This window comes from Caldicellulosiruptor sp. DIB 104C, from assembly GCF_028198085.1.
Lineage (GTDB): Bacteria > Bacillota > Thermoanaerobacteria > Caldicellulosiruptorales > Caldicellulosiruptoraceae > Caldicellulosiruptor > Caldicellulosiruptor saccharolyticus.
In genome coordinates this window covers 2438164-2460531 of the sequence record NZ_CP116337.1, presented here as the reverse complement: position 1 = coordinate 2460531, position 22368 = coordinate 2438164, and the positions used below count along the sequence as shown (strand labels likewise).

The 22368-nt window shown below is 34.9% G+C and carries 18 protein-coding genes and 2 pseudogenes; 4 read left to right on the top strand and 16 right to left on the bottom strand.

Going from position 1 to position 22368, the window contains the following annotated elements; all coding sequences use genetic code 11:
• Positions 1 to 372 precede the first annotated feature (372 nt).
• Together PGC14_RS12025 and PGC14_RS12020 are read left to right on the top strand one after the other, a co-directional pair.
• Positions 373 to 3072, top strand: coding sequence for a DEAD/DEAH box helicase family protein (locus tag PGC14_RS12025; RefSeq protein ID WP_271629061.1), 2700 nt, complete (start codon positions 373 to 375; stop codon positions 3070 to 3072).
• On the top strand, positions 3057 to 3644 hold the full coding sequence (locus tag PGC14_RS12020) for a class I SAM-dependent methyltransferase (RefSeq protein ID WP_271629060.1): 588 nt from the start codon (positions 3057 to 3059) through the stop codon (positions 3642 to 3644). The genes PGC14_RS12025 and PGC14_RS12020 overlap by 16 nt, the downstream gene beginning before the upstream one ends.
• 19 nt (positions 3645 to 3663) lie before the next feature.
• Here PGC14_RS12020 and PGC14_RS12015 read toward each other — a convergent pair whose 3' ends face one another.
• The 5 genes from PGC14_RS12015 to PGC14_RS12000 form a co-directional block, all read right to left on the bottom strand.
• Positions 3664 to 4662 carry a WYL domain-containing protein gene (locus PGC14_RS12015; RefSeq protein WP_271629059.1) on the bottom strand — a complete coding sequence of 333 codons (999 nt, stop codon included), beginning with the start codon at positions 4660 to 4662 and terminating at the stop codon, positions 3664 to 3666.
• Positions 4646 to 5962, bottom strand: a complete 1317-nt coding sequence (locus PGC14_RS12010) for a helix-turn-helix transcriptional regulator (RefSeq protein WP_271629058.1) — start codon at positions 5960 to 5962, stop codon at positions 4646 to 4648. Before PGC14_RS12010 ends, PGC14_RS12015 begins: the two co-directional genes overlap by 17 nt.
• Before the next feature lie 340 nt (positions 5963 to 6302).
• Positions 6303 to 6752 carry a hypothetical protein gene (locus PGC14_RS13520; RefSeq protein ID WP_422653030.1) on the bottom strand — a complete coding sequence of 150 codons (450 nt, stop codon included), beginning with the start codon at positions 6750 to 6752 and terminating at the stop codon, positions 6303 to 6305.
• Between the two features lie 587 nt (positions 6753 to 7339).
• Complete coding sequence (locus PGC14_RS12005; RefSeq protein ID WP_011915642.1) at positions 7340 to 7705, bottom strand: DUF1667 domain-containing protein; 366 nt, start codon at positions 7703 to 7705, stop codon at positions 7340 to 7342.
• Positions 7692 to 8417, bottom strand: a complete 726-nt coding sequence (locus PGC14_RS12000) for an NAD(P)/FAD-dependent oxidoreductase (protein ID WP_049754816.1) — start codon at positions 8415 to 8417, stop codon at positions 7692 to 7694. The genes PGC14_RS12005 and PGC14_RS12000 overlap by 14 nt, the downstream gene beginning before the upstream one ends.
• A 21-nt stretch (positions 8418 to 8438) precedes the next feature.
• Here PGC14_RS12000 and PGC14_RS11995 point away from each other — a divergent pair, with 21 nt between their 5' ends.
• Positions 8439 to 8762: a hypothetical protein gene (locus PGC14_RS11995; protein ID WP_011915641.1), complete on the top strand. Its 324-nt coding sequence runs from the start codon at positions 8439 to 8441 to the stop codon at positions 8760 to 8762.
• A 139-nt stretch (positions 8763 to 8901) separates the two neighbouring features.
• Positions 8902 to 9866 (top strand): annotated as a pseudogene (locus PGC14_RS11990) (Rpn family recombination-promoting nuclease/putative transposase).
• A gap of 79 nt (positions 9867 to 9945) precedes the next feature.
• Here the strand turns inward: PGC14_RS11990 and PGC14_RS13515 are convergent.
• From PGC14_RS13515 to PGC14_RS11940, 11 genes and pseudogenes are all read right to left on the bottom strand, one after another.
• Positions 9946 to 10023: pseudogene (locus PGC14_RS13515) on the bottom strand (hypothetical protein); the annotation flags it as partial.
• 252 nt (positions 10024 to 10275) lie between these two features.
• Positions 10276 to 12183, bottom strand: a complete 1908-nt coding sequence (locus tag PGC14_RS11985; RefSeq protein ID WP_271629057.1) for a beta-propeller domain-containing protein — start codon at positions 12181 to 12183, stop codon at positions 10276 to 10278.
• The gene (locus PGC14_RS11980; protein WP_187147308.1) at positions 12180 to 12320 is read right to left on the bottom strand and encodes a hypothetical protein; all 141 of its coding nucleotides are present in this window, start codon (positions 12318 to 12320) and stop codon (positions 12180 to 12182) included. Before PGC14_RS11980 ends, PGC14_RS11985 begins: the two co-directional genes overlap by 4 nt.
• Before the next feature lie 164 nt (positions 12321 to 12484).
• The gene (gene gyrA / locus PGC14_RS11975) at positions 12485 to 14914 is read right to left on the bottom strand and encodes a DNA gyrase subunit A (RefSeq protein ID WP_271629056.1); all 2430 of its coding nucleotides are present in this window, start codon (positions 14912 to 14914) and stop codon (positions 12485 to 12487) included.
• Positions 14915 to 14933: 19 nt separating this feature from the next.
• Positions 14934 to 16853 carry a DNA topoisomerase (ATP-hydrolyzing) subunit B gene (gene gyrB, locus PGC14_RS11970; protein WP_271629055.1) on the bottom strand — a complete coding sequence of 640 codons (1920 nt, stop codon included), beginning with the start codon at positions 16851 to 16853 and terminating at the stop codon, positions 14934 to 14936.
• 44 nt (positions 16854 to 16897) lie between these two features.
• Entirely contained in the window at positions 16898 to 17182 is a 285-nt protein-coding gene (remB, locus tag PGC14_RS11965; RefSeq protein ID WP_011915636.1) for an extracellular matrix regulator RemB, read from the bottom strand.
• Positions 17183 to 17217: 35 nt separating this feature from the next.
• Positions 17218 to 18264 (bottom strand): DNA replication/repair protein RecF, encoded by a 1047-nt coding sequence (gene recF / locus PGC14_RS11960; RefSeq protein ID WP_039765794.1) that lies wholly within the window; start codon positions 18262 to 18264, stop codon positions 17218 to 17220.
• A 26-nt stretch (positions 18265 to 18290) separates the two neighbouring features.
• On the bottom strand, positions 18291 to 19394 hold the full coding sequence (gene dnaN, locus PGC14_RS11955; protein ID WP_039765792.1) for a DNA polymerase III subunit beta: 1104 nt from the start codon (positions 19392 to 19394) through the stop codon (positions 18291 to 18293).
• A gap of 220 nt (positions 19395 to 19614) precedes the next feature.
• On the bottom strand, positions 19615 to 20979 hold the full coding sequence (dnaA, locus tag PGC14_RS11950) for a chromosomal replication initiator protein DnaA (RefSeq protein WP_039765791.1): 1365 nt from the start codon (positions 20977 to 20979) through the stop codon (positions 19615 to 19617).
• A 520-nt stretch (positions 20980 to 21499) separates the two neighbouring features.
• Positions 21500 to 21715 carry a hypothetical protein gene (locus tag PGC14_RS11945; protein ID WP_271629054.1) on the bottom strand — a complete coding sequence of 72 codons (216 nt, stop codon included), beginning with the start codon at positions 21713 to 21715 and terminating at the stop codon, positions 21500 to 21502.
• Positions 21716 to 21735: 20 nt separating this feature from the next.
• The gene (locus PGC14_RS11940) at positions 21736 to 22335 is read right to left on the bottom strand and encodes a Ger(x)C family spore germination C-terminal domain-containing protein (protein WP_271629053.1); all 600 of its coding nucleotides are present in this window, start codon (positions 22333 to 22335) and stop codon (positions 21736 to 21738) included.
• Positions 22336 to 22368 lie beyond the last annotated feature (33 nt).

The window sequence follows — 22368 nt, the reverse complement described above, 5'->3', positions numbered from 1 at the left end:
TGTTTTTTTCTATTTTCTATTTTTTCATCAATATATTTCACTACCTTTTTTAATTGGTTCTTCTCTTCTTCGTAAATTATGTCGTTTTGTAAATTGTTAGCCATTTAGTTGTCACCTTCTACCAAGAAATTGTTTAACTTTAAATAAATATTAATTTACTTGGCATGTATTGTCAACATACATTTTAATAGGGAAAGATTATAAGTTTGATTGAAATATTAAAAAACAGATCTTTAGGATTGCTTAATTTTATGTTAAAATTCCTTTAAGATATTTTTCTAAAATTGTGTTCTCATCCAATGTTTTTTAGTAATCACGAAGCATAATTTTATTGAAAATAGACGAATTAATAAATAATATAAGGTGATACAGATGAACTCAGAGAGGCTGAAAGCAATTCAAGAACATTTAACAAAAATTTCAATTGAAGATGTCGCAGAGATATATAAAGATCTGGAAAATATTTATAACCAATTACTCTCAAAACACGGAATAGATATTCAAAAGTGTTTTTGCGGCGCAAATGAAAATTTCCTTGAAGAGCTGAAAAAGGCATTTTCAAAAGCTGTTGAGATAAATATGATTGTATCTTTTTTGTTAGAATCAGGTGTAAGGCTAATTATTGAAGATTTAATAGAAGCAAAAAAAAGAAATTGTCCCATAAGAATTGTAACTGGTCGATATTTGAATATAACTCAACCTTCTGCTCTTTATCTTATCAAAGACAGACTTGGCAGTTATGTGGACTTGAGATTTTTCAAAGATGACAATATTCCTTTCCATCCCAAAGCATACATTATCGAATACGAAGGCGGAAAAGGAGATATATTCATCGGCTCATCAAATTTATCAGAATCAGCGTTGACATATGGAATTGAGTGGAATTATAGAATTGAGAAAACTACAAATCCGAAGGATTTTGAACAATTTAAAAAAGAGTTCTTCAAAATTCTAAAAAGCTGTACAGAAAAAATCGATGATGAGCTTTTGAGAAAGTACAGTCGCAGCTGGAAAAGACCTAAGATTTTCATAGAAATTAAAGAAATTCAAGCTGAGGTTGAAAATACTGACAATTCAGCTGAGGACATAGATTCAACATCCTCAAAAGACATTTCCATGGTAGCCGAAGAAGTTCTTGAATATGATAAATCCACATTTGCTGAAAAAGATGATACTGAACAATCAAAAACTCAGCATAAAAAACCAAACTCAAGGAAAATCGTACCTCTTTATCCAAGAGAGGCTCAAACAGAAGCATTGTATTGGCTCAAAAAATGTCGTGAAGAGGGACTGGACAGAGCACTTGTTGTTGCAGCAACAGGTATTGGCAAAACCTTTTTAGCTGCATTTGATTCAATTGGATTTAAAACAGTGCTATTTGTTGCCCACAGAGAAGAAATTTTGAGACAAGCTGCCTTATCTTTTAAGACTATCAGATCAAATGCAACAATTGGTTTTTTCACCGGTGATAGAAAGGAAACTGAGAAAGATATAATTTTTGCCTCTGTTCAAACTCTTGGAAAAGAGGAATATTTAAATCCAACATATTTTTCGTCTGATTATTTTGAATACATAATAATTGACGAATTTCATCATGCAGTTGCAAAAAGTTATCAAAATATTATAAACTATTTCAAGCCAAAATTTCTCTTGGGCCTCACAGCAACGCCTGAAAGGTTGGATAACAAAGATGTTTTTGAACTTTGCAACTACAATGTTGTTTATGAATTAAGGCTCAAAGATGCAATAAACAAAGGTTATCTCGTGCCTTTTCATTATTACGGAATATATGATGAAACAGATTTTTCTCAAATTCCAGAAATTAACGGAAAGTATAAAGAAGATGAACTTGAAAAAGTCCTGATGATACACAAAAGAGCAGACTTGATATTGAAAAATTATTTAAAATTCAATAAGCAAAAGACTTTGGCTTTTTGTTGCTCTCGCAATCATGCTGAATTTATGGCTGATTATTTTAACAAAAATGGTGTTAAATGCTGTGCAGTATATAGTGGAGAACAAGGAAAAAATGCTCTGCAAAGAAGTGAGGCAATAAGAAAGCTCAAAAATGGCCAAATAAAGGTTATTTTTACTGTGGATATGTTCAATGAAGGTGTTGATATCCCTGAAATTGACATGGTTATGTTTTTAAGACCAACAGAGTCACCTACAGTTTTTTTACAGCAGCTGGGCCGTGGCTTGAGAAAAGCTAAAAATAAGAATTACTTAACAGTATTAGATTTTATAGGGAACTATAAACGTGCTAACTTAATACCATTTCTATTGAGCACTGGTGAATATGATATTGAAAAGATTCAAAAGAGTAAATACTCTGTTGATGATTTTGAGTATCCTGATGGTTGTGTTGTGGATTTTGATTTCAGAATTATTGATATATTCAAAAAACAAGCTGAAAGTCTTAAGAATATTCAAGAAATTGTCTATGAAGAGTTTTTGAGAATAAAAGAAATGCTTGGGAAACGCCCAAGCCGTGTTGAATTTTTTAAATATATTGATACTGCTATATATGCAAGTATGAAAAAATATTCTGACCCTTTTATAAACGTGTTTAAAGATTATATATCTTTTTTGAAAATTAACAATCAATTAGAAGAAGGAGAAGAATCTTTATTTAATACATTTGCACATCAATTTATTAAAGTAGTTGAGAATACAATGATGACAAAGATTTATAAAATGCCCTTGCTTCTTGCGTTCTACAATAATGGTAACATAAAATTGAAAGTTGGACCTGACGATATCTATGAGGCTTTCAAAGAATTCTTCTCTAATCCTTCAAATGCAATTGATTTAGAAGTTCACAAAAGCACTCGCAATTATAAGGATTGGCAGAAAGAAGAATATATTAAGTTATCAAGGAATAATCCTGAAAAATATCTAATAAGTTCTCATCCTGAATTTTTCTATTGGGATGGAGACTATTTTTGCATAAATGACAAACTTGCTGATTTTATAAATAATGAATATTTTCTTATGCACTTTAAAGATGCAATTGACTTTAGAATAAAACGATATTATAGGGAGAGATATGAAAAATGGACCCAACAATAAGATATTATGATGAAAATGCAATTGAATTCTTTGAAAACACAAAAAATGCAGATATGAAAGAATTATATGAATTGTTTTTAAAATACCTTCCCAAAGGATCAAAAATTCTTGACTTAGGTTGCGGTTCTGGAAGAGATACTAAATATTTTTTACAAAATGGGTATGACACAGTTGCAATAGATGGTTCACTTGAAATGGTAAAACTTTCTACTCAGTACACAGGGAAACAAACTTTTCACATGACATTTGAACAACTTGACTTTTATGAAGAATTTGATGGAGTTTGGGCATGTGCCTCGCTTTTGCATGTACCAAGGAGCAAAATAGATTTAATCTTCAGAAAAATATATTTGGCCCTTAAGAAAAACGGCATTTTCTATTCATCATATAAATATGGAAATACCGAAGAATTCCGTAATGGCCGATTTTTTAATAATTACGATGAAAGCTCTTTTATGGCTCTTTTGAAAAACCATCCTTACTTTGAACTACTTGAGATGAAAACCACCAATGATGTTAGAAAAGGAAGAGAGAATGAAAAATGGTTGAATGTTATATTAAAAAAGAAATAAGGAGAAGGGCTATTATCTCTCACACCTTCTCCCCAAATCTCTCAAGAGCTTTTTTCACCCTTGAAATTATCTCATTTCTTATTTTCTCTGGCGAGATTACAACAACGTCCTTTCCCAAATACAAAATCCTTGACAACACCTCCGCCTCTTCAAAGGTGTAGTAGTAGATTGTAAGTTGGTGTTTATTTTTTTCTCTTAAAAACCTTGCCGATTTTTTGAAGGATGAAAAAAGACAAAATGCTCTTTCTAAAGCATTTCTGGTGTTCATAACCTCAAGTACAATTGGCTCTGGCGCTGAAGATTTTTTTAAAAATTCTTCATACTCTTTTGAAATTTCCGTCATGTCAACTTTTTCAGAGGTTAAGCTAATATCATGCAGATTTTGAACAACACATTTTGCAAAGTTCTCAGAAGATATAGAGTAAATAATTGCATAGATCAAATCATCCTTGAGAGAATATTGAATCTTTACAGGAATCCCTGTTTCTTTAAACCGATAGCCACTTCTTGTTATGTAAGTGTAGTTTATAGCTTTTTTTTCTAAAGCTGCATGAATTAAAATTCTTAGTTTCTTGCCAATCTCTTTTACCCATTCTCTTTTTACCACTTTGGAGTAGTTTTTAGGAAGCAGAATTTCTGGGTCAAACAGAAAATTGGTATTCACTTTTAACTTTTTTATCTTCTCAATTGTCTCATCTTCCAAAAAAAGATGCACATAACGGCTTGAAGTAATGAATTTCAACCACAAGAGTTCTATGTCTATGGCATAAGGCTCAATTGGCGCATCAATTCTTAAAGTTAAAAGAGAATCATCCTCTTTTTTTAGAAGATAAAGGTTTTTATTCTCTTCCTCATTTTTGTCCAAAACTCTTCTCTCTAAGCTTGGAAAATTACAATTGTACTTTTGTAAAATCTCCTGCACACCTCTTTGGGTGATTCCGCCATTTTCGTAAGCTGTGTTGATAATCTCTTCTAACGCCTTGTAAAATGTGCTTTTTATGCTACTGAATATCTCCATAGTTTCTCAAAATCTCCTTCCACTCCTCAATTATTTCTTGTCTGAGCTTACTTGAGTCTTCGCTGCCATCTTCAACAACAACTCTGTGTGAAAAGCTTCTAAGCCATGGTTTGAATTCTTTTAGGTTACTAAGTTCATACTCAACAACAAATTCATTTTGGCTTACTATATCTATTTTTGCATCTTTCAGCTCTCTTTTTACCCTGTTTAATACAAAGTTAAAGCTGGCCTCTTTATCATCGAGGATGAACCTTAGTTTTATTTTTTTAAACCCTGTCTTTTTGAGTGGAACAGACACAAAAAAGCACTTTTCAATAACTTTCCAGTATTCTTTGAAAATGTTTTTGTCAAATGTCTCATCTAAAATTTCTATTTTTTCTACCCTTGAGGCAGGAAAAGTATTTATTGCCTTTTCAAAAAGCACAATAAAATACCATCTGCCAAGTTTTACATCGTAAATGATTCTGAGTGGAACACAAGTATACTCTTTTCTTACATTTTTGCCTCTTGGATAGTACCAAACTTTTATTTTTCTGCCACTTGAAGCTGCCTGCCAAAATTTCCATACAAGCTCTTCATCTAAAATATAATGATGGGGCACATATGTAAACCAAAATAGTTGATTTGCTTTTTGCACAAACTCTTCTTCGCCATTTTTCAAAAGATATTTTTCCAAGCTCTCTTTTAAAAACCATCCCGGAACATTTGGTACATTTGTGTTTATAAAAAATAACACCGATAGGTAGATGTTTTTTAGCTCATCTTTTGAAAACCCTGAAAAAAGTCTTTTGATTGTATTTGACAAAACATATACCCTTTCTTTTTTTAGAAATTTAATAACCCCTATTCTTTGCATCTCTTTCAATGTTCTTTTTATGCTTGAGTCAACGTCTTTGCGTTTTGTCCTTTCGTCAAGCGCAAAGCAAACTTTATCCATTATCTCATTTGTAGATGCTTTTTTGTCTTTTGAAGAATTCAAAATTTGAAGAATTATGAAAAATAAAGTTGTTTGAAGTGGTGTTGATGTTTTTGAAAAATATATGTTGATAAGCGGATTTTCTACTTCTTTGAAAAAATCCTCAACTATACATGGCAAAACCTTTTTGCCTTCTTTTTCGACTGACAGGTATTCATTTTCTTTTAAAAACACTCTCATACGCCTGAGCTCTTCATCAAATGTTCTCTTCCCTATCCTAAAAAGCTCAGCGTCTTCTCGTGAATAACATCCATACAAATATACAAGTCGTGAAAAGTTTCTAAGCTTGTTAAAGTCGTTTATAAAAGGATTGAACTCCGGCATAGGTTTTATCTTCCCCTTTTAAAACTTTTCTTTATTTATGAATTTTTGTGCCTGTTTAAAAGAAGAAAAAAACTTTGTTATATTAATAACATTATATCAGAAACTAAAAGCAGGCAAAAGGTTCTACTAAAAGCAGAAAACCTTTTCTGCTTTTATATTTTTAACAATCTTTTGTAGCAAAAGCACCAGGCAAGGTATTCTATCTCGCCTGTTTTTGCCTTCTTTAAGTTTTTCCCTTGCAAAATTTCAGTTGACTTGTGTGAAACGTTCATTAAGTAAAATATGTAATGTGGCAAATACAGGTGATAAGTGGGAATTTATACAGCAAATATGCATAAAACTAACATTTTAACCAAAAGTCATATCTGTCGACCTCCGGTGGCAAAATTTTAAGATTTGATTTGTATACGGTTTCATACTTGCAGCACATGGATTTGACAAAACTTCTGGCAGCATCTGGATAGACGGAAAGGTTCAATAAGCTTTTATCGCTTGATTTTTCTGGGTTGATTTTAGCTTTCCATAGATGTTCCGATATAAAAACATTGACAGGGGTGTATAATCTTGATATAATAAAATCAAGCTCTTCGACGGATTTGTAGCCTCCCCTTTGGGGATTGAAACACGCAATGAAGTGATAAACAACTAAATTGCACAAAATTTGTAGCCTCCCCTTTGGGGATTGAAACTCTTTTTGTTCAGGAGCTTCTTCAAAAAATTCTTTTATTTGTAGCCTCCCCTTTGGGGATTGAAACACTCCAATGCTTCTATCACTAATCTGCCAGACCATTCAATTTGTAGCCTCCCCTTTGGGGATTGAAACTATCAGGAGAGTAATAAAGTGATAATAGTTAAAAGACATTGAGTAAAAGTTTAACCAAAAATATTCATATTGTAACATTTCCCCACAAAGTAGAACTGTCTATTTTGAGGGTAAAAATTTTATTAAAAAATAGAGAGCTTACTATAGAAATTTCATTTTAACTTAAAAAATTTATCAAAAACAAAGTTATGTGGCTTATACTCAATTATTACAATTGTTCCCAGACAAGCAATGTAGTTTTTTACTCACATTATTAAGTTTATAGTCAAGCTTTTTTGCAACTTTAAAACAAACAGAAAAAAAGGACTTGTCATACATCTTTGAACACTTTTACAGTGGTAAAAAAACAAGCCCCTGGTGGTGTGGGGCTTGCTATTGCAATTGAAAAGGAAATCACTTTGTTTCATGACGGAAAAATTGAGGTAGAAAGTCAAAAGAAAAAGGGATAAGGTTTTTCATAAGTTTATAATTAAAAAGTTATCTAAAAAATTAAAAATTGAAGCTGTAGTTTTATAAATGAAATTATAAGTAATTTTTATCATGTATTAAATTAATTACTCCCAGCTCTTTGAAGCAATCACATCTACTCCAGTACCTGCAATGTTTTTGTAAATCACATCGCCCATCTTTATTGGCGGTTTTACAGTTACAGTTTCCAATTCTTGCATAGCCTTAAAAAGCAATTCTTTTGGTATAGGTTCTTTTGTTCTAACAGGCAATCTCTTTTCACCCTCAACATCTATTATGCATACTGTTGTGGTCAAAACCCTCTTAGGATTTGTCACCTCAGCTTCTGCATAAGTTCTACCTCTTTGGCAAGCATTACCTACTATATCAACAATACTGCTATCAATTAACTTAACATCTATATGACAACCTCGTGGGCAGACAATACAAATAACTTTTTTAGTAACCTCCATAGGTGTCACCCTCTTCTCTTAACGTGAATTTGATAAATTCAATTTTCGGATTTGAAATTTCTTCTTTCTTTATAATAATATTAATCATTTCACTTGGTTTTACATATCTCAAAATCTGGCTTTTTATAAGCCCCTCATTTGAAGATATCGTTAATCTCGCCTTACTCATTGGAGCTATACTTCTCATGAAAAAGTTCTGAGTATTGCTTACCATCGTTTCAGGTGAAATCATATGTGGAAGAACATAACGCAATCCTTCTCCAACTTCTACCTTTATTATATGATGCTGGGTTGTTTTACCATTTTTTAAATACATTGCTGCTCCTTTGCCAGCAAGCTGAGCCTCTCGAGTAACAAAATCTACCAAATCATGAACATGGCATACATTCCCACATGCAAATATTCCTTCCACTGTTGTTTCCATTCTTTGGTTCACAACAGGCCCTCCTGTCACACTATCAATCTTTATCCCAGCCATTTTAGATAACTCATTTTCAGGTATTAATCCAACCGACAAAAGCAATGTATCACAAGGAATATATCTTTCTGTCCCTGGTATTGGTCTTAAAGTTTCATCGACTTTAGCAATTGTCACTCCTTCAACACGTTTTTTACCATGTATATTTATAACAGTATGGCTTAATAACAAAGGTATATCAAAGTCGTTCAAGCACTGAACAATGTTTCTCGTAAGCCCATTAGAATATGGCATAATTTCAACAACACACTTTACATGAGCACCTTCGTATATGGACTGCCGGGAAGTGTACCGGGCAATCCTTATGGTGCAGGCAGAGTAAGCTACAGTGCAAATCCCTGGAAACCGTCATCAATTGGTTACTGGTGGATAAAAGAATATGAACCGAACACTGCAACAATAGTGCCGGCTCATACTTCTGGCGCAACCAGAGTTATATTCAAATACGATGGATACAGTGCAGACAAACGGCCATATCAGAATCCTTACTGGTCAGAAAACGGCGATGAATTTTTGAAGTGGTCCGACCTGACAAGTTCAAACCTTGCATCAAAAACAGATAGTAGTGAGTGTTTTTGAGATAACTTTATAAAAGAGAGAGAATAAAAGCTATCGGTGCAAAGATCTGTGTTTATTGTTTTTTGATGTGGTATAATAAAGGTGGAAGGAGTTAAGCACTTATGCTTTTAAAGTTTGCCAACAAAGGAGAAGTAAAGAAATGAGTAGCAGTTTACCACCGCAGGAGCATGATTCAACCTTTAAGTTTTTATTTGAACACCCAAAAGATATTCTCTTCCTCGTGAAAGATGTAATAGGCTACAGCTGGGCAAAAGAGATTAAAGAAGATTCAATAGAACTTGCCGATAAAGAGTTTGTAGATGAAACTTTTCACCAGAAAAGAGCCGATGTCATAGCAAAGGCAAGACTAAAAGACAGGGAAGTATATTTCTACATTATTATTGAAAACCAATCAACAGTAGCTGAAGACATGCCAGAAAGACTACTGAAGTACATGATTCTTCTATGGGCAAAGAAGATTAGAGAAGGTGTAAAGAAACTTCCAGCAATAATCCCGATAGTCACATACAACGGTCTTGAGAAGGACTGGGATGTTTCACAGGAGATAATCAGCGAATTTGATATTTTCAAGGATGATATTTTCAAGTATGCAGTTGTGAACATTTCGAAATTAGATGCCAAAACTTTACTTCAAGAGGAAGAGGATATCTTGAGTCCAGTAGTGTTCTACTTAGAACAGGTAAGGGATGACACAGAAGAGCTTGTAAAAAGACTGAAAGAGATTGAACCGAAGCTTACGAAATTAAGCCAAAACAACGCAGAGAGATTCTTAATATGGGCAGGAAATGTAATTCGACCAAGGCTTGTAAAGGAAGACAAAGAAAAGTACGACGAACTTGCACAAAGAGTTGAACAAGGGTGAGTAGGCAAATGGGTGAGTTTGTATCTAATGTTGCAAAACTACTGGACGAAGTACAGATGAGAAAATTCAATGAGGGAAAAATTGAAGGAAAAATTGAAGGGAAAATTGAAGGGAAAATTGAAGGGAAAATCGAGGTAGCAAAGAAGATGATAAGAAGAGGTTTTAGCGATGAAGACATTGCAGAGCTTACAGAATTAGACATAGAAAAGGTAAAAGAACTGAGAAAAGAGTTGATTAACTGAGGTTCTTTTTAGATTTTAGAGGCAGAGGACAATGTCTGCCTTTTATGTTAATGATAAAATAAAATCATCAGAAATGACACTAAAAATTCCCCAGCTGACCATCTGTATTACTTTCCCAAGCCCAAACTGTGCCATCTCTCCTTAGGGCTAAGGAATAAAAACTACAGCAGCAATTTGAATTATGTTATTCTCTAATTTACTTAATTATGTAGTTTCTAAATAATTTTTACTTTGATATGTAGCCGTTAAAACTGGAACAATAACGCTCAACAATATTGCAAAAATCATAATAACACTACCTATCTTCTTTTTCTTAACTTTCATTATTTCTCTACCTCCTTGCAACTTCGAATTTCATCCCTTTGCAGGAATACCCAAGGGGGTCTCTTGTTTTTTATCATCTACTCTCTCAATCCAACCTCAACCTTGCTATCTCCTTGAAGCTTTCAAGAGAGCTTGCTTTTATCATTGAGTTTGAAACTGAGTAGAGCACATCCCCAATATACAAAAGCCTGTCTATCTCCTCACAATATCCATCATCAATTTCATGCGAAATCTTGCCCCTTAAAACAAAACCTTCTTTCAAATCTATGCTATATACAAAAGCACCTGTGAAGTTATGCCCTTTTTTGTCGTAAACCTCTACAGGGAATGCAAAAATATTTTTAGTCTTATCAAACAAAAGCGCTTTGTGATTATTAAGAAGCTCAGAGTTAGTACCCTTGCCCCCAATTATGACCTTGAAAAGCTCTTTTGGATTTTCTACATCCTCAACATTGAACATTGCAATCTTGAGTCCCAGAGGAATTGCATATTCTTCATTTAAATCCTCTGCGTCTTTGCCAAATCCAATTATGTGATTTTGGTCATATGGATGAAGATATGTCGAATATCCAGGTATCTTCAGATACCCTAAAATCTCAGGTTTTTGAGGATTCTCAAGACTTATCACAAAAAACGGGTCAAGCGCTTTGAAGGTGACAAGGTAAAGTCTTGTACCAATAAACCTTGCAGAGTAGATGCTCTCACCCTTTGCAATTTTGTCAAGATTGCCAACTATTTTTAAGTTTTTATCAAGAACATACACAGCGTTGTACTCCTGAAAATCCCCTTCCCATGAATAATGTGATTCAACTGTTGTGGCAATTCTGAAATACCCATCATACTCATCCATCGAAAACTGATTTAGCACCTTTCCTTCAACAAAGCCTGCACACAAAACTTCTGCCCTGCCTTTTGACAATGCAAACTTGTAAACCATTGTCTCTGGCTTGTAATAATATCTTGGTCTAAAAGACTCCAAAGTTTTTGCAGGCAGAAAAACCTTTTTATACCCTTGGGCACAGATGTAAAGATTTTCTTTGGAACAGTAGACTAAACTTCCTGCACCAAGGATGCATTCAACTGAAACAGAAGTATCGGATTCTAGTTCAAAACTTCCAACAAGCGTGTAGCTAAAATCTGCAAAGTTAGGAACATATCTTATGTTATTAAAACCAATATAGACTTTTTGAGCACCTTTCATAGCAGTGTCTGAGTACGAAGGCATAAAATCTTGTGCAGATAGATTTTTGTTGTCGATAAGATAATACGGAAAAGACTTTAAAGAAACTATGTGAATGCTTCCTTTGATTTTTCTTGAAGTCAAATATCTACCATCAAGGGTTATTTTTCTTATGTTTTTGGGATTTGCTTTGTCTGAGATGTCATATATAAAACAAACTGTCTCTTTTGCGGTATAATAAGGTGGATAAGTTAATATTTTGTTTGAGATTTTCTTTGAGTCTAAATCATCTTCTTTGTAAGGAATTTGCTTATATACTTCCTTGTTTTCACCAATTACCACTAAATACTTGCTGTCCACATAAAACTCTTTTGGATAAAAATCTTCTTCGAACTTGATGGTACTGACAAGATGCATCTTCTGTGCAGGATATGCTTTTACTATTGTGAGCTTTCTGGCAGTTTCATCAATAACATAAATATACTCTCCGTCTGTTTTGACTCTGTCAGCTTCATCAACACCTTCAACCTGAACGTTTGTTTTAGAGTAGTCAGAAGCAGAGTTGCCAGAGATAGAGACATTTGGAGAGTAAACTATTCTGGAGTTGCCTTCACAATATACAAAATCTCTTGAAAATTCAAAATAAGGAAGTCTTTTTTGAGCATCTGCAATTAGCTTTTTAAAATTATTAAAGTTTTCAACTCTAGGTAAAATGCTTTCTTTTTTCTTCTCATCTGGCTTGGCTCTAAAAACTCCCATAAGAGAGGTTGCCAGTAGCAATACAATCACTCCAAAAAGTATTCTTTTTATCATTGAAAAATCTCTCCTTTTGCACCTGCTTTTCCAAATCCCTCACTTTCTAAAAAATTTAACGAAAGAAAAGCACAAATGTTGTGTGTCTTTATTTTTTTCAAATAGAGATGTTCTTTTGGAGGTAAATTTTCACTCAAAACATTTGCTCCTTTCATTTTTACATTTTTTGCTTCAAACTGATTTTATTATTCAATTATAATTATACCACAGTTTCTTTATTTTGTCTTAGATTAAGAAAGGGAGATAAAAGAAAGGGATTACCCGACAAAGGTAATCCCTTTTTAATTCACTCAAAGTCTTTCTACTGCTCAGCCTTTATCCTTGCAATTGACGAAACCTTTATGCTATCGCTATCAATTCGCATAAGTTTAACACCCTGTGTATTTCTTCCCTGAACAGGAACTTGTGACATCTCAAACCTTATAAAAATTCCTTCTGTTGAGCAAAGCATTATCTCATCCTCATCATTTACCATCTTTATATCAACAATTCTACCCGTCTTTTCTGTGACCTTGTATGTCAAAACTCCTTTTGCACCACGTTTTGTTTTCCTGTATTCCTCAATATCGCTTCTTTTTCCAAAGCCGTTTTCTGTAACGCACAAAAGATACTTTCCATCGCTCGCCTTTTCCATTCCAACCACAAAGTCGCCATCTTCAAGTGTCACACCTTTGACGCCTTGTGCTGACCTCCCCATAACTCTTACATCATTTTCATTGAAAACAACACAGTACCCTCCGCTTGAAACAAGAACCATCTCGTCATTGCCAGAGGTGAGTTTTACATCAATCAAGCAGTCATCCTCGGCCAAAGTTATTGCTTTTTTGCCCGCCTTTGTTGTATTTTCAAACTCGCTCAAAAGCACCTTTTTGATTGTTCCGTTTTTAGTGCACATCATCAAGAAACCTTCTTTAAAGTCCTTTACAGTCATGCAAGCTGTGATTTTTTCATCTTTGCCAATCTGAATCAGATTAACAATTGCCGTGCCTTTTGCCTGCCTTGATGCCTCTGGCACTTCATATGCTCTGAGCCTATACGCTTTTCCTTTGTCTGTAAAGAACAAGATGTAGTGATGAGTTGTTGTGACAAATACCTCTTCAACAAAGTCCTCTTCTCTTGTTGAGATTCCCGTTATACCCTTACCGCCTCTCTTCTGGCTCTTGTATGTGTCAAGTGGAAGTCTTTTGATGTATCCAAAGTGTGTAAGTGTAATTACTGTGTCTTGTTCTTGAATAAGCTCTTCTTCTTCAAAATCTTCTTGTTCATCTTGAATTATCTTTGTCCTTCTCTCATCCTTGTACTTTTCTTTTATCTCCAAAATCTCTTTTTTAATAATCTCCTTCACCATTGCCTCATTTGCAAGCACGTTCTTGTAATACTCAATCATCTTAAGAAGCTCTGCAAGCTCTTCTTCTATCTTTTGTCTTTCAAGCCCGGTAAGTCTTTGCAGTCTCATATCAAGTATTGCTTGAGCTTGGACTTCAGTAAATCCAAACCTTTTAATGAGTCTTTCCTTTGCTTCATTTACTGTCCTTGATGAACGAATGATTGAGATAATCTCATCTATATGGTCAAGTGCTTTTTTGAGCCCTTCTAAGATGTGAGCCCTCTCTTCAGCTTTTTTGAGGTCATATTTTGTTCGTCTTACAATTACATCCTTTTGATGTTCAATGTAGTAATTTAGCATATCCAAAAGAGTCAGGACCTTTGGTTGGTTGTCCACAAGCGCAAGCATGATTATTCCAAAGCTGTCCTGAAGCTGGGTGTTTTTGTATAGCTGTTTTAAAACTACATTTGCATCTGCATCTTTTTTTATTTCAATTACAATCCTAAGACCTTCTTTGTCAGACTCATCTCTTATATCAGAAATTCCATCTATCCTTTTCTCGTGAACAAGCTCGGCAATCTTTTCAATAAGCCTTGCCTTATTGACCATGTAAGGAAGCTCTGTTACAACTATTCTCTGTCTTCCTTTGGAGGTCTGCTCAATTGTTGCTTTCGCCCGTACGATAATTTTTCCTTTTCCGGTTGCATAAGCATCCCTTATACCCTTTTTGCCGATGATATACCCGCCTGTTGGAAAATCAGGCCCTTTGATTATTTTCATTATGTCATCTAAGCCTGCATTCTCATTGTCAAGTAGGTACACAATTGCGTCAATCACTTCTGCAAGGTTGTGAGGCGGTATGTTTGTTGCCATACCAACCGCAATTCCCTGGCTGCCATTTACCAAAAGATTAGGAAACCTTGATGGCAAAACCTTTGGTTCTTTTGCCGATTCGTCAAAGTTGGGCATGAAATCAACTGTCTCTTTTTCAATGTCGCGAAGCATCTCGATAGCAATTTTGCTCATACGCGCTTCAGTGTAACGCATAGCAGCTGGAGGGTCTCCATCTACCGACCCAAAGTTTCCATGTCCGTCAACAAGCGGATGGCGCATGGAAAAGTCCTGTGCCATTCGAACAAGGCTTTCGTACACAGCAGCATCGCCGTGCGGATGGTATTTGGCAAGAACATGCCCGACAACTGTTGCAGATTTTCTGTAAGGCTTGTCAGGTGTAAGACCTATCTCGTTCATTGCATAAAGTATTCTTCTGTGAACAGGCTTTAAGCCATCTCTCACATCTGGCAGCGCACGGGACACAATTACGCTCATTGCATAGTCTATATAGCTTCGTTTCATCTCTTCTTGTATTTCAACAGGAATTATCCTGAAATCAAGCTCTTCCATTTAAAACTTTTGCCTCCTTTTATATATCCAAATTCCTTACATATTTAGCATTTTTCTCAATAAACTCTCTTCTTGGCTCTACTTTTTCGCCCATCAAAATTGTGAAAATCTCCTCTGCCATGACAGCATCTTCAAGCTCAACTCTCAAAAGAATCCTCCTTGCAGGGTCCATTGTAGTCTCCCACAGCTCTTCTGCGTTCATCTCACCAAGACCTTTGAATCGCTGAACCTGGGCATCCTTCATCTCTTGCAAGATTTTCTGAAGCTCTTTGTCGTTATACGCATATCGAACCTGTTTTCCTTTTGTTATCTTGTAAAGTGGTGGCTGGGCAATGTAAATGTGGCCGTTTTCTATAAGCGGTCTCATGTACCTGTAAAAGAAAGTAAGAAGGAGCGTTCTTATGTGAGACCCGTCAACGTCAGCATCTGCCATTACGATTACTTTGTGATATCTCAGTTTTTTAAGGTCAAGGTCGTTTCCAATACCACAACCCAATGCCTGAATTAAAGGAAGTAGCTTGTCATTTGAATAAATCTTGTCAGGGCTTGCTTTTTCAACATTTAGCATTTTTCCCCAAAGCGGTAAGATTGCCTGATAACGCCTGTCTCGTCCTTGCTTTGCAGAACCACCTGCAGAGTCACCCTCAACAATGAATATCTCGCACTTTTCAGGGTCTTTTTCTGAACAGTCTGCAAGCTTTCCTGGAAGGTTTGAGCTGTCTAAAGCAGATTTTCTCTTTATAACAAGCTCTCTTGCCTTTCTTGCCTCCTCGCGTGCTTTTGCCGCCAACAGTGCCTTATCTATTATCTTTTTTGACACATCAGGATTTTCCTCTAAAAATGCTGCAAGCTTTTCAGAAACTAAATTTTCAACTGCCCAGCGTGCCTCGCTGTTTCCAAGCTTTGTTTTTGTCTGGCCTTCAAATTGCGGCTCGTGAATCTTAACTGACACAACCGCTGTCATGCCATCTCTTATGTCCTCACCAAGAAGCTGGTTATCTCCTTTTACAAAGTTGTATTTTTTTGCATACTCATTAACTGCCTTTGTCACAGCAGCTTTAAAGCCTACTAAGTGTGTACCGCCATCTATTGTTGCAATGTTGTTTGCAAATGAATAGATGTTTTCACCAAACTGGTCTGTGTATTGGATTGCAACCTCGACCAAGATTTGGTTTTTTTTGCCCTCAATGTAAATTGGCTCTGGGTGCAAAACCTCTTTGTTTCGGTTTAAAAACTTTACAAACTCTGCAATACCGCCATCGTACTTTAGCTCAATTGTCTTTGGATTTTTTTCTCTCTCATCAGTAAATGTTATCCTTATCCCTTTGTTTAAGAACGCAAGCTCACGAAGACGCTGCAGCAACACGTCCGCGTCAAACTCAATTGTCTCAAAAATCTCATCGTCTGGCAAAAATGTAACTTTTGTGCCTGTCCGTTGTGTCTGGCCAATTACCTTTAAATTACAAACTGGCTTTCCTCTTTCATACTTTTGGTAATATACTTTGCCGTCTCTGTAAACTTCAACCTCTAAGTATCTTGAGAGTGCATTAACAACAGATGCACCAACACCATGAAGACCGCCAGAGACTTTATACACACTTTCATTGAACTTTCCACCTGCGTGAAGTACTGTAAATACTACCTCAACACCGCTTTTTTGAAGTTTTGGATGAATGTCAACAGGAATTCCTCGTCCATCGTCTAATACAGTTACAGAATTGTCCCTGTGAATGATAACATCAATGTTTTTGCAAAACCCTGCCATTGCCTCGTCAATTGCATTGTCAACAATCTCATATACTAAGTGATGAAGACCTCGCTGGGATGTTGAACCTATATACATTCCAGGACGTTTTCTTACAGCTTCAAGCCCTTCTAAAACCTGTATTTCACTTGCAGTATATTCTTGATTTGGATTTTTTGTTGTAGCCAACTTCATATCACCTTCCAAAAATAGAATTTTGAATAAAAATAAAATGACCTTTAACTTTCATCTAAGTAGTTGTCTACATAGTAATTAAAATTCAAAAACCTTTTTGCAATTGTTGTTGAGGACACAGGAGAGACAATAGCATACAGTCTTCCATCAATCTCAAGGATTATAATTGACTTTTTCAAATCATCGTTTATGACAACAAGCCTATCTTCGTTTTTAAGACTTTCCAAAATTCTTAAGTTATCTTCAGAGCTCATAAAAATGTCGTAGCTCATTATCAAAAGAAGCTCTGAACTGTTTACAACATAATCCTCACCTATATGAGCGAACATACCTTCACATCCCTATGGATTTTTTAAAAGAAGATTTAAAGTTGAATGAGATTTATATCATGGCTCAAAAGCCCTGTTTTTACTAAACTGTCTTTCTCATCTGCAGAGGTTATAATTGCTTGATAATCTTTACAAAGCTTTAAAACATTTTTTCTTTTTTCACTGTCAAGCTCTGAGAATATATCATCTAAAAGCAAAACTGGTTTTTCAAAAAGCTTTGCAGATGCAAGAGAGATTGCAATGCATGCAAACTTAATTTGGCCTTCTGAGGCATATTCTTTTGCATTTTGGCCGTTTATAAAAACATCAAAATCATCTCTGTGAACACCTTTGGTTGTAAACCCCATCTGAACATCCTTTTCAAACTGCTTCTTAAGTTGGCTGTAATACTCTTCCTCACTTGATGATGGAATAGAGGGTCTGAAGACAATATCAATTGTGCTTTTGTCTTCAAACACTTTGTACCAAATCTCCTTTGTTGCCTCAGACAACCTCTTTATTGTCTCTTCTCTTTTTTTTAATATCTGACAACCCAATTTAGAAAGCTCAATATCATACACATCTATTATATCCTTTTTATCATAACTTTTCAAAAAAGCGTTTCTGCTCATCAAGGCTTTTTGATAGTCTTGAAAGGTTTTTATCATGTAAGGGTATAGTTTTGCAACCTCCATATCCAAAAACTTTCGTCGCACTTTTGGGTCTTGCTTTATAAGCTCTGTCGAATCTGGCTCAAAATGCACAAATTTGAATTTTTCTATAAGCTCGGATAGCCTATTTATTTTCTTCTCATTTATCATTATTCTCTTTTGACCGAGCCTGTCTACATAGCATAATATACCATATTCAACGTCATTTGCTAAAATACTTGCTTCAAGCTTAAAATATTCGCTATCGAAACTGATGAGATTTGTATCCTTTGATTTAAAAGACTTTCCACAAAGACAAAAATATATAGCCTCAAGAAGGTTTGTCTTTCCTGAGGCGTTTTTACCTAAAATCAAATTTATTCCATCTTTGAACTCAAAAAACCTTTCCTTATGATTTCTAAAATTTTCAAGGTAAATACTCTTTATTATCATCTTTTCAAAACCCCAAATCAAAAAGCTTATTCTGGCATCTTAACAGGAAGCACAAGATAGATGTAGCCCTCATCCCCTTGCTGCTTTACAACGCTCGGGCTTGTAAGTGATGTAATGTAAATGTCTACTCCTCCATCTAAAACCTTTAGAACATCTAAAAAGTATTTAACATTAAACCCAATTCTGATGTCTTTTCCTTCAACATCGCAAAGAACATCTTCTTCGTACCTTCCATCTGTTGAATATGACATGACCCTGAACATCATACCAGAAACCTCAAATATAACAGCTTGGACATTTGTTTTCTCATCCTTTGAAACAATTGATGCTCTTTCAAGTGTGCTCTCTAAAACATCTGCTGAGATTGAAATCTTTGTTGAATACTCTGTCGGAATGACATTTTTATAGTCAAAAAATCTACCTGATATGAGGGTTACAATGACGCTGGTCGAGCCTATCTCAAACAGAGCCTGATTTTCAAAGAACGAAACTCTTACCTTTTCTGCTTCTTCAATGTCTATTATCTTTGTTATATCATCTAAGTTCTCAGCTGGCACAATCTTTGAAAACTCGCCGTCTACTTCAATTGGTTTTAATTTGCAAATTGCGAGCCTGTGCCCGTCCATACCGACGAGGTTTACACTATCTCCTTCTCTTTCAAAAAGCACTCCTGTAAATGTAGGCCTTGTCTCATCCTTAGATGTTGCAAATATAACCTTATCCATGGCGTCTTCAAACTCGGTTGCTGCAAACTCACAAAAGCTGTCTATCGGCTTTCTGTCCATCTTTGGAAAGTCAAGTGGGTCAAGAGTTGGGAGTCTGAACTCTATTTTCTGGCACCTGATTTTTACCTCGTTGTCCTCTCTTATTATTTCAATGTCGCCAGATGGAAGTTTTTTTACAATATCAGATAGAAGCTTTGCCTTGACAAGTGCTGCTCCCCTTTCTAAAATCTCTGCCTGAAATTCTGTTTGCATTTGCATCCTCATATCGTTTGTGGTAAATACAACTACATCTTCTGCTTCAATTAATACACATTCCAAAACTGATGTTACCTTTGTTGATGCTGCCGCAGGTATTACCTTGGAAATATTATCTTGCAGAGTGCTTTTGTCTACAACAAATCTCATTTTTGTTCCCTCCTCTTTTATTGGGGGTATTTGCACGCAAGCTTAAATAAAACTCTACCAGTAGTAGTACTAATAATACCTGTGGATAAGTTAAAAATGTGTGCAAGTCCTTGAAAAATGTGAATTTGAAAAGCTTAAAAACATTGTGGATAATTTAAGTGGTTTTCAACTAAATTCACTTGTGAAAAATCAAATTCACACATAAGTTATCCACAGTTGTTTATTCCCTGTTGATAAGTCGTTTTTTTAGGTTTTCCACAGTATTTCTTATGTTAGTATCCTTGTTGATAAGTTCTTTAATTTTTTCACAAGCGTGAAGTACTGTTGTGTGGTCTTTTCCGCCAAAGGCTTCCCCTATTTTAGGCAAGGATACATTTGTGAGCTCTCTTGCTAAGTACATTGCAATTTGGCGTGGAAATGCTACATTTCGAGACCTTCTTGATGATTTAAAATCTTCTAGTTTGATATTAAAATAACCTGCAACCTCTGCTTGAATATCTTCAATTGTGAGCTCTTTTTTGGTGTTTGTATCTATAAACTCTTTTAGGGCCTTTTCAGCAAGCTCTAAGGTGATTTCCTTGTCAGGTGCCATCAGCTTTGAGTATGCTAAGATCTTATTTAAGGCACCTTCGAGCTCTCTTATGTTTGTCTCAATCTTTGAGGCTATGAACTCTAAAATGTGCTGTGGAACTGGCGTTCCTTCAAGCTGGCACTTTTTGCTCAAGATTGCAATTCGCGTCTCAAAGTCAGGTGGCTGTATATCAGTTATAAGTCCCCATTCAAAGCGGGATCTGAGCCTGTCTTCTAATGTGTTTATCTCTTTTGGCGGCCTGTCTGAGGACAGAATTATCTTTTTATTTGCTTCATACAGTGTGTTGAATGTGTGGAAAAACTCTTCTTGGGTCCTTTCTTTTCCACCTAAAAACTGGATATCGTCAATCAAAAGAACGTCGACGTTTCTGTATTTCATCCTAAATTCATCAGTCTTTTCATCGCGAATTGCTGCAATCAGCTCGTTTGTGAATATTTCTGATGTCACATACATGACCTTTGTATCAGGATAGAGCTTTAGTACATGGTGGCCGATTGCATGCATAAGATGAGTTTTTCCAAGCCCAACTCCACCGTAGATAAAAAGTGGGTTGTATGTCTTTTCTCCCGGTGGTGTTTCTGCAACTGCCAAGGCTGCAGCATGAGCAAGCCTATTATTGTTCCCAACTACAAAGGTTTCAAATGTGTATTTTGGATTTAAAGTTGTTGTGATTTCAACTTTTTCTTCTTGTTTTTGCTTTATGTACTTTTTGTACTTTTCAACCTCGTTTGGCAAGATTACTTTTAAACTCAAATGAGGTGAGTAAAGCTGCCTCAGTGCGTTTAAAATCAAAAGTGAATACCTGTTTATGACAATCTCCCTGTGAAAATCTGCAAATGCCTTTAGTATGAATGTATCATTCTCATCAAAACAGATTGGAACAAGAGTCTCCACCCATGTGTTGTATGAAATATCTGTCGGGCTTGGATTTAGCTCTTTTTTAATGACCTCCTTTATATCCTCCCATACTTTGTTAACGTCGTAATCAACCATTTTCAAATCCACCCTTTTGTATGTAATATAATTGGTTGTGGATATTTTGAGTATGTAAACAAAAAAATAATCGCCTAAATTCTTAGGCTTTATCCACAATGTTATCAACAGTTGTGGATAAATATTTTTCACAACCGAAATTTTGTTTTTAAATCTTAAGAGCACTATTAAATATATCAAAAAAAATTATTCACATCAACAAGAAAATTTTTTTTCAAGAATCAAATTTTCCACAGTGGAGAGATTATTTACACCCTGTTAAAAATCTGTGGATAAAATCTGTGGATATGTGGATTATTTCTGTTGATTAATTTTATGAAATTCTATTTTTCACATGTGAAAATCTAATTTAACAATGGTTAACCCAAAAAGATTTATTCTGACTTTGCTGTTTCCTGTCCAGTTCGAATTTGTGGACAAGTTTTAATTTAAAAGTTTACATAATTTGACTTTGTGAATTTTGATTTCAATTTTCAATAATAATGATGGGATAATGGGTTTACATATTGTTTTTTTACACTCAAAAGATTGAGTAAAGCTTTTCAATAAGAAATTCAATCAGTTTGTGAGGGTTTGGAACAATTTTCTGGATGGTTATAAAAAGGCTCAAAAAAAGCCCTGTTAAAATTAAAGAAAAGGTAAAAAACATCTCCTTCTGTAAATACCTTGATTTTAAAATTTTATATTGAATCAGAGCGGTCAAGGTATATCCTAAGACTATAAAAAAGATGTTCATCTTAAAAGAATCACCCTACTTCAGTTTTTTAGCATTCCAAACCGTCTTATAAAAGGTTTGACAGTAATGCTCACGGCTATTCTTTGTTTGTCAAATTTTAATGGTTTTTTGTACTTGATGTAGTATATATCCTGAAAATGTGGTATATCAGCTCTGAGTTCAAACGATTTTTTTAGAGCTTGGTTTATGTCTTTTGAGATGCTCTTTGAAAACTCTTTTTTGACTTCTTCTATGTTTTTTTGTGTAAACTGAAGACCCTTTTCCTTTTCCCCAAGATTTACCTCTGAGATTATCTCTATTTTAAAAAGAACCTTATTTTTGGCATTTTTTGTAAGGATTTTATTGCTGCTGTGGATAAGCTCAAGCGAAATTGACCAGTTTTTATTCTCAATTGGATATATCCCGCTTTTTATCTTGTTCAAGACCCACAAAACTCCTCTTGTTTCATTGTGATTTAGATAACCAATAAGCTTAAAGTTGTCAAACACGGCTGTTTTTGAGACAAAAAACATGTAGTTTTCAGACGATAGGGCAATAGGTCTTTTAATTTCGACAAAAGGAGCAAATCCTACTTTTGATTTTGTGTTTGTCATTTTTACAAACTCGTAAATCTTTATCAAAAATAAAGCAAGAAGACTCCATCTTCTACAAGA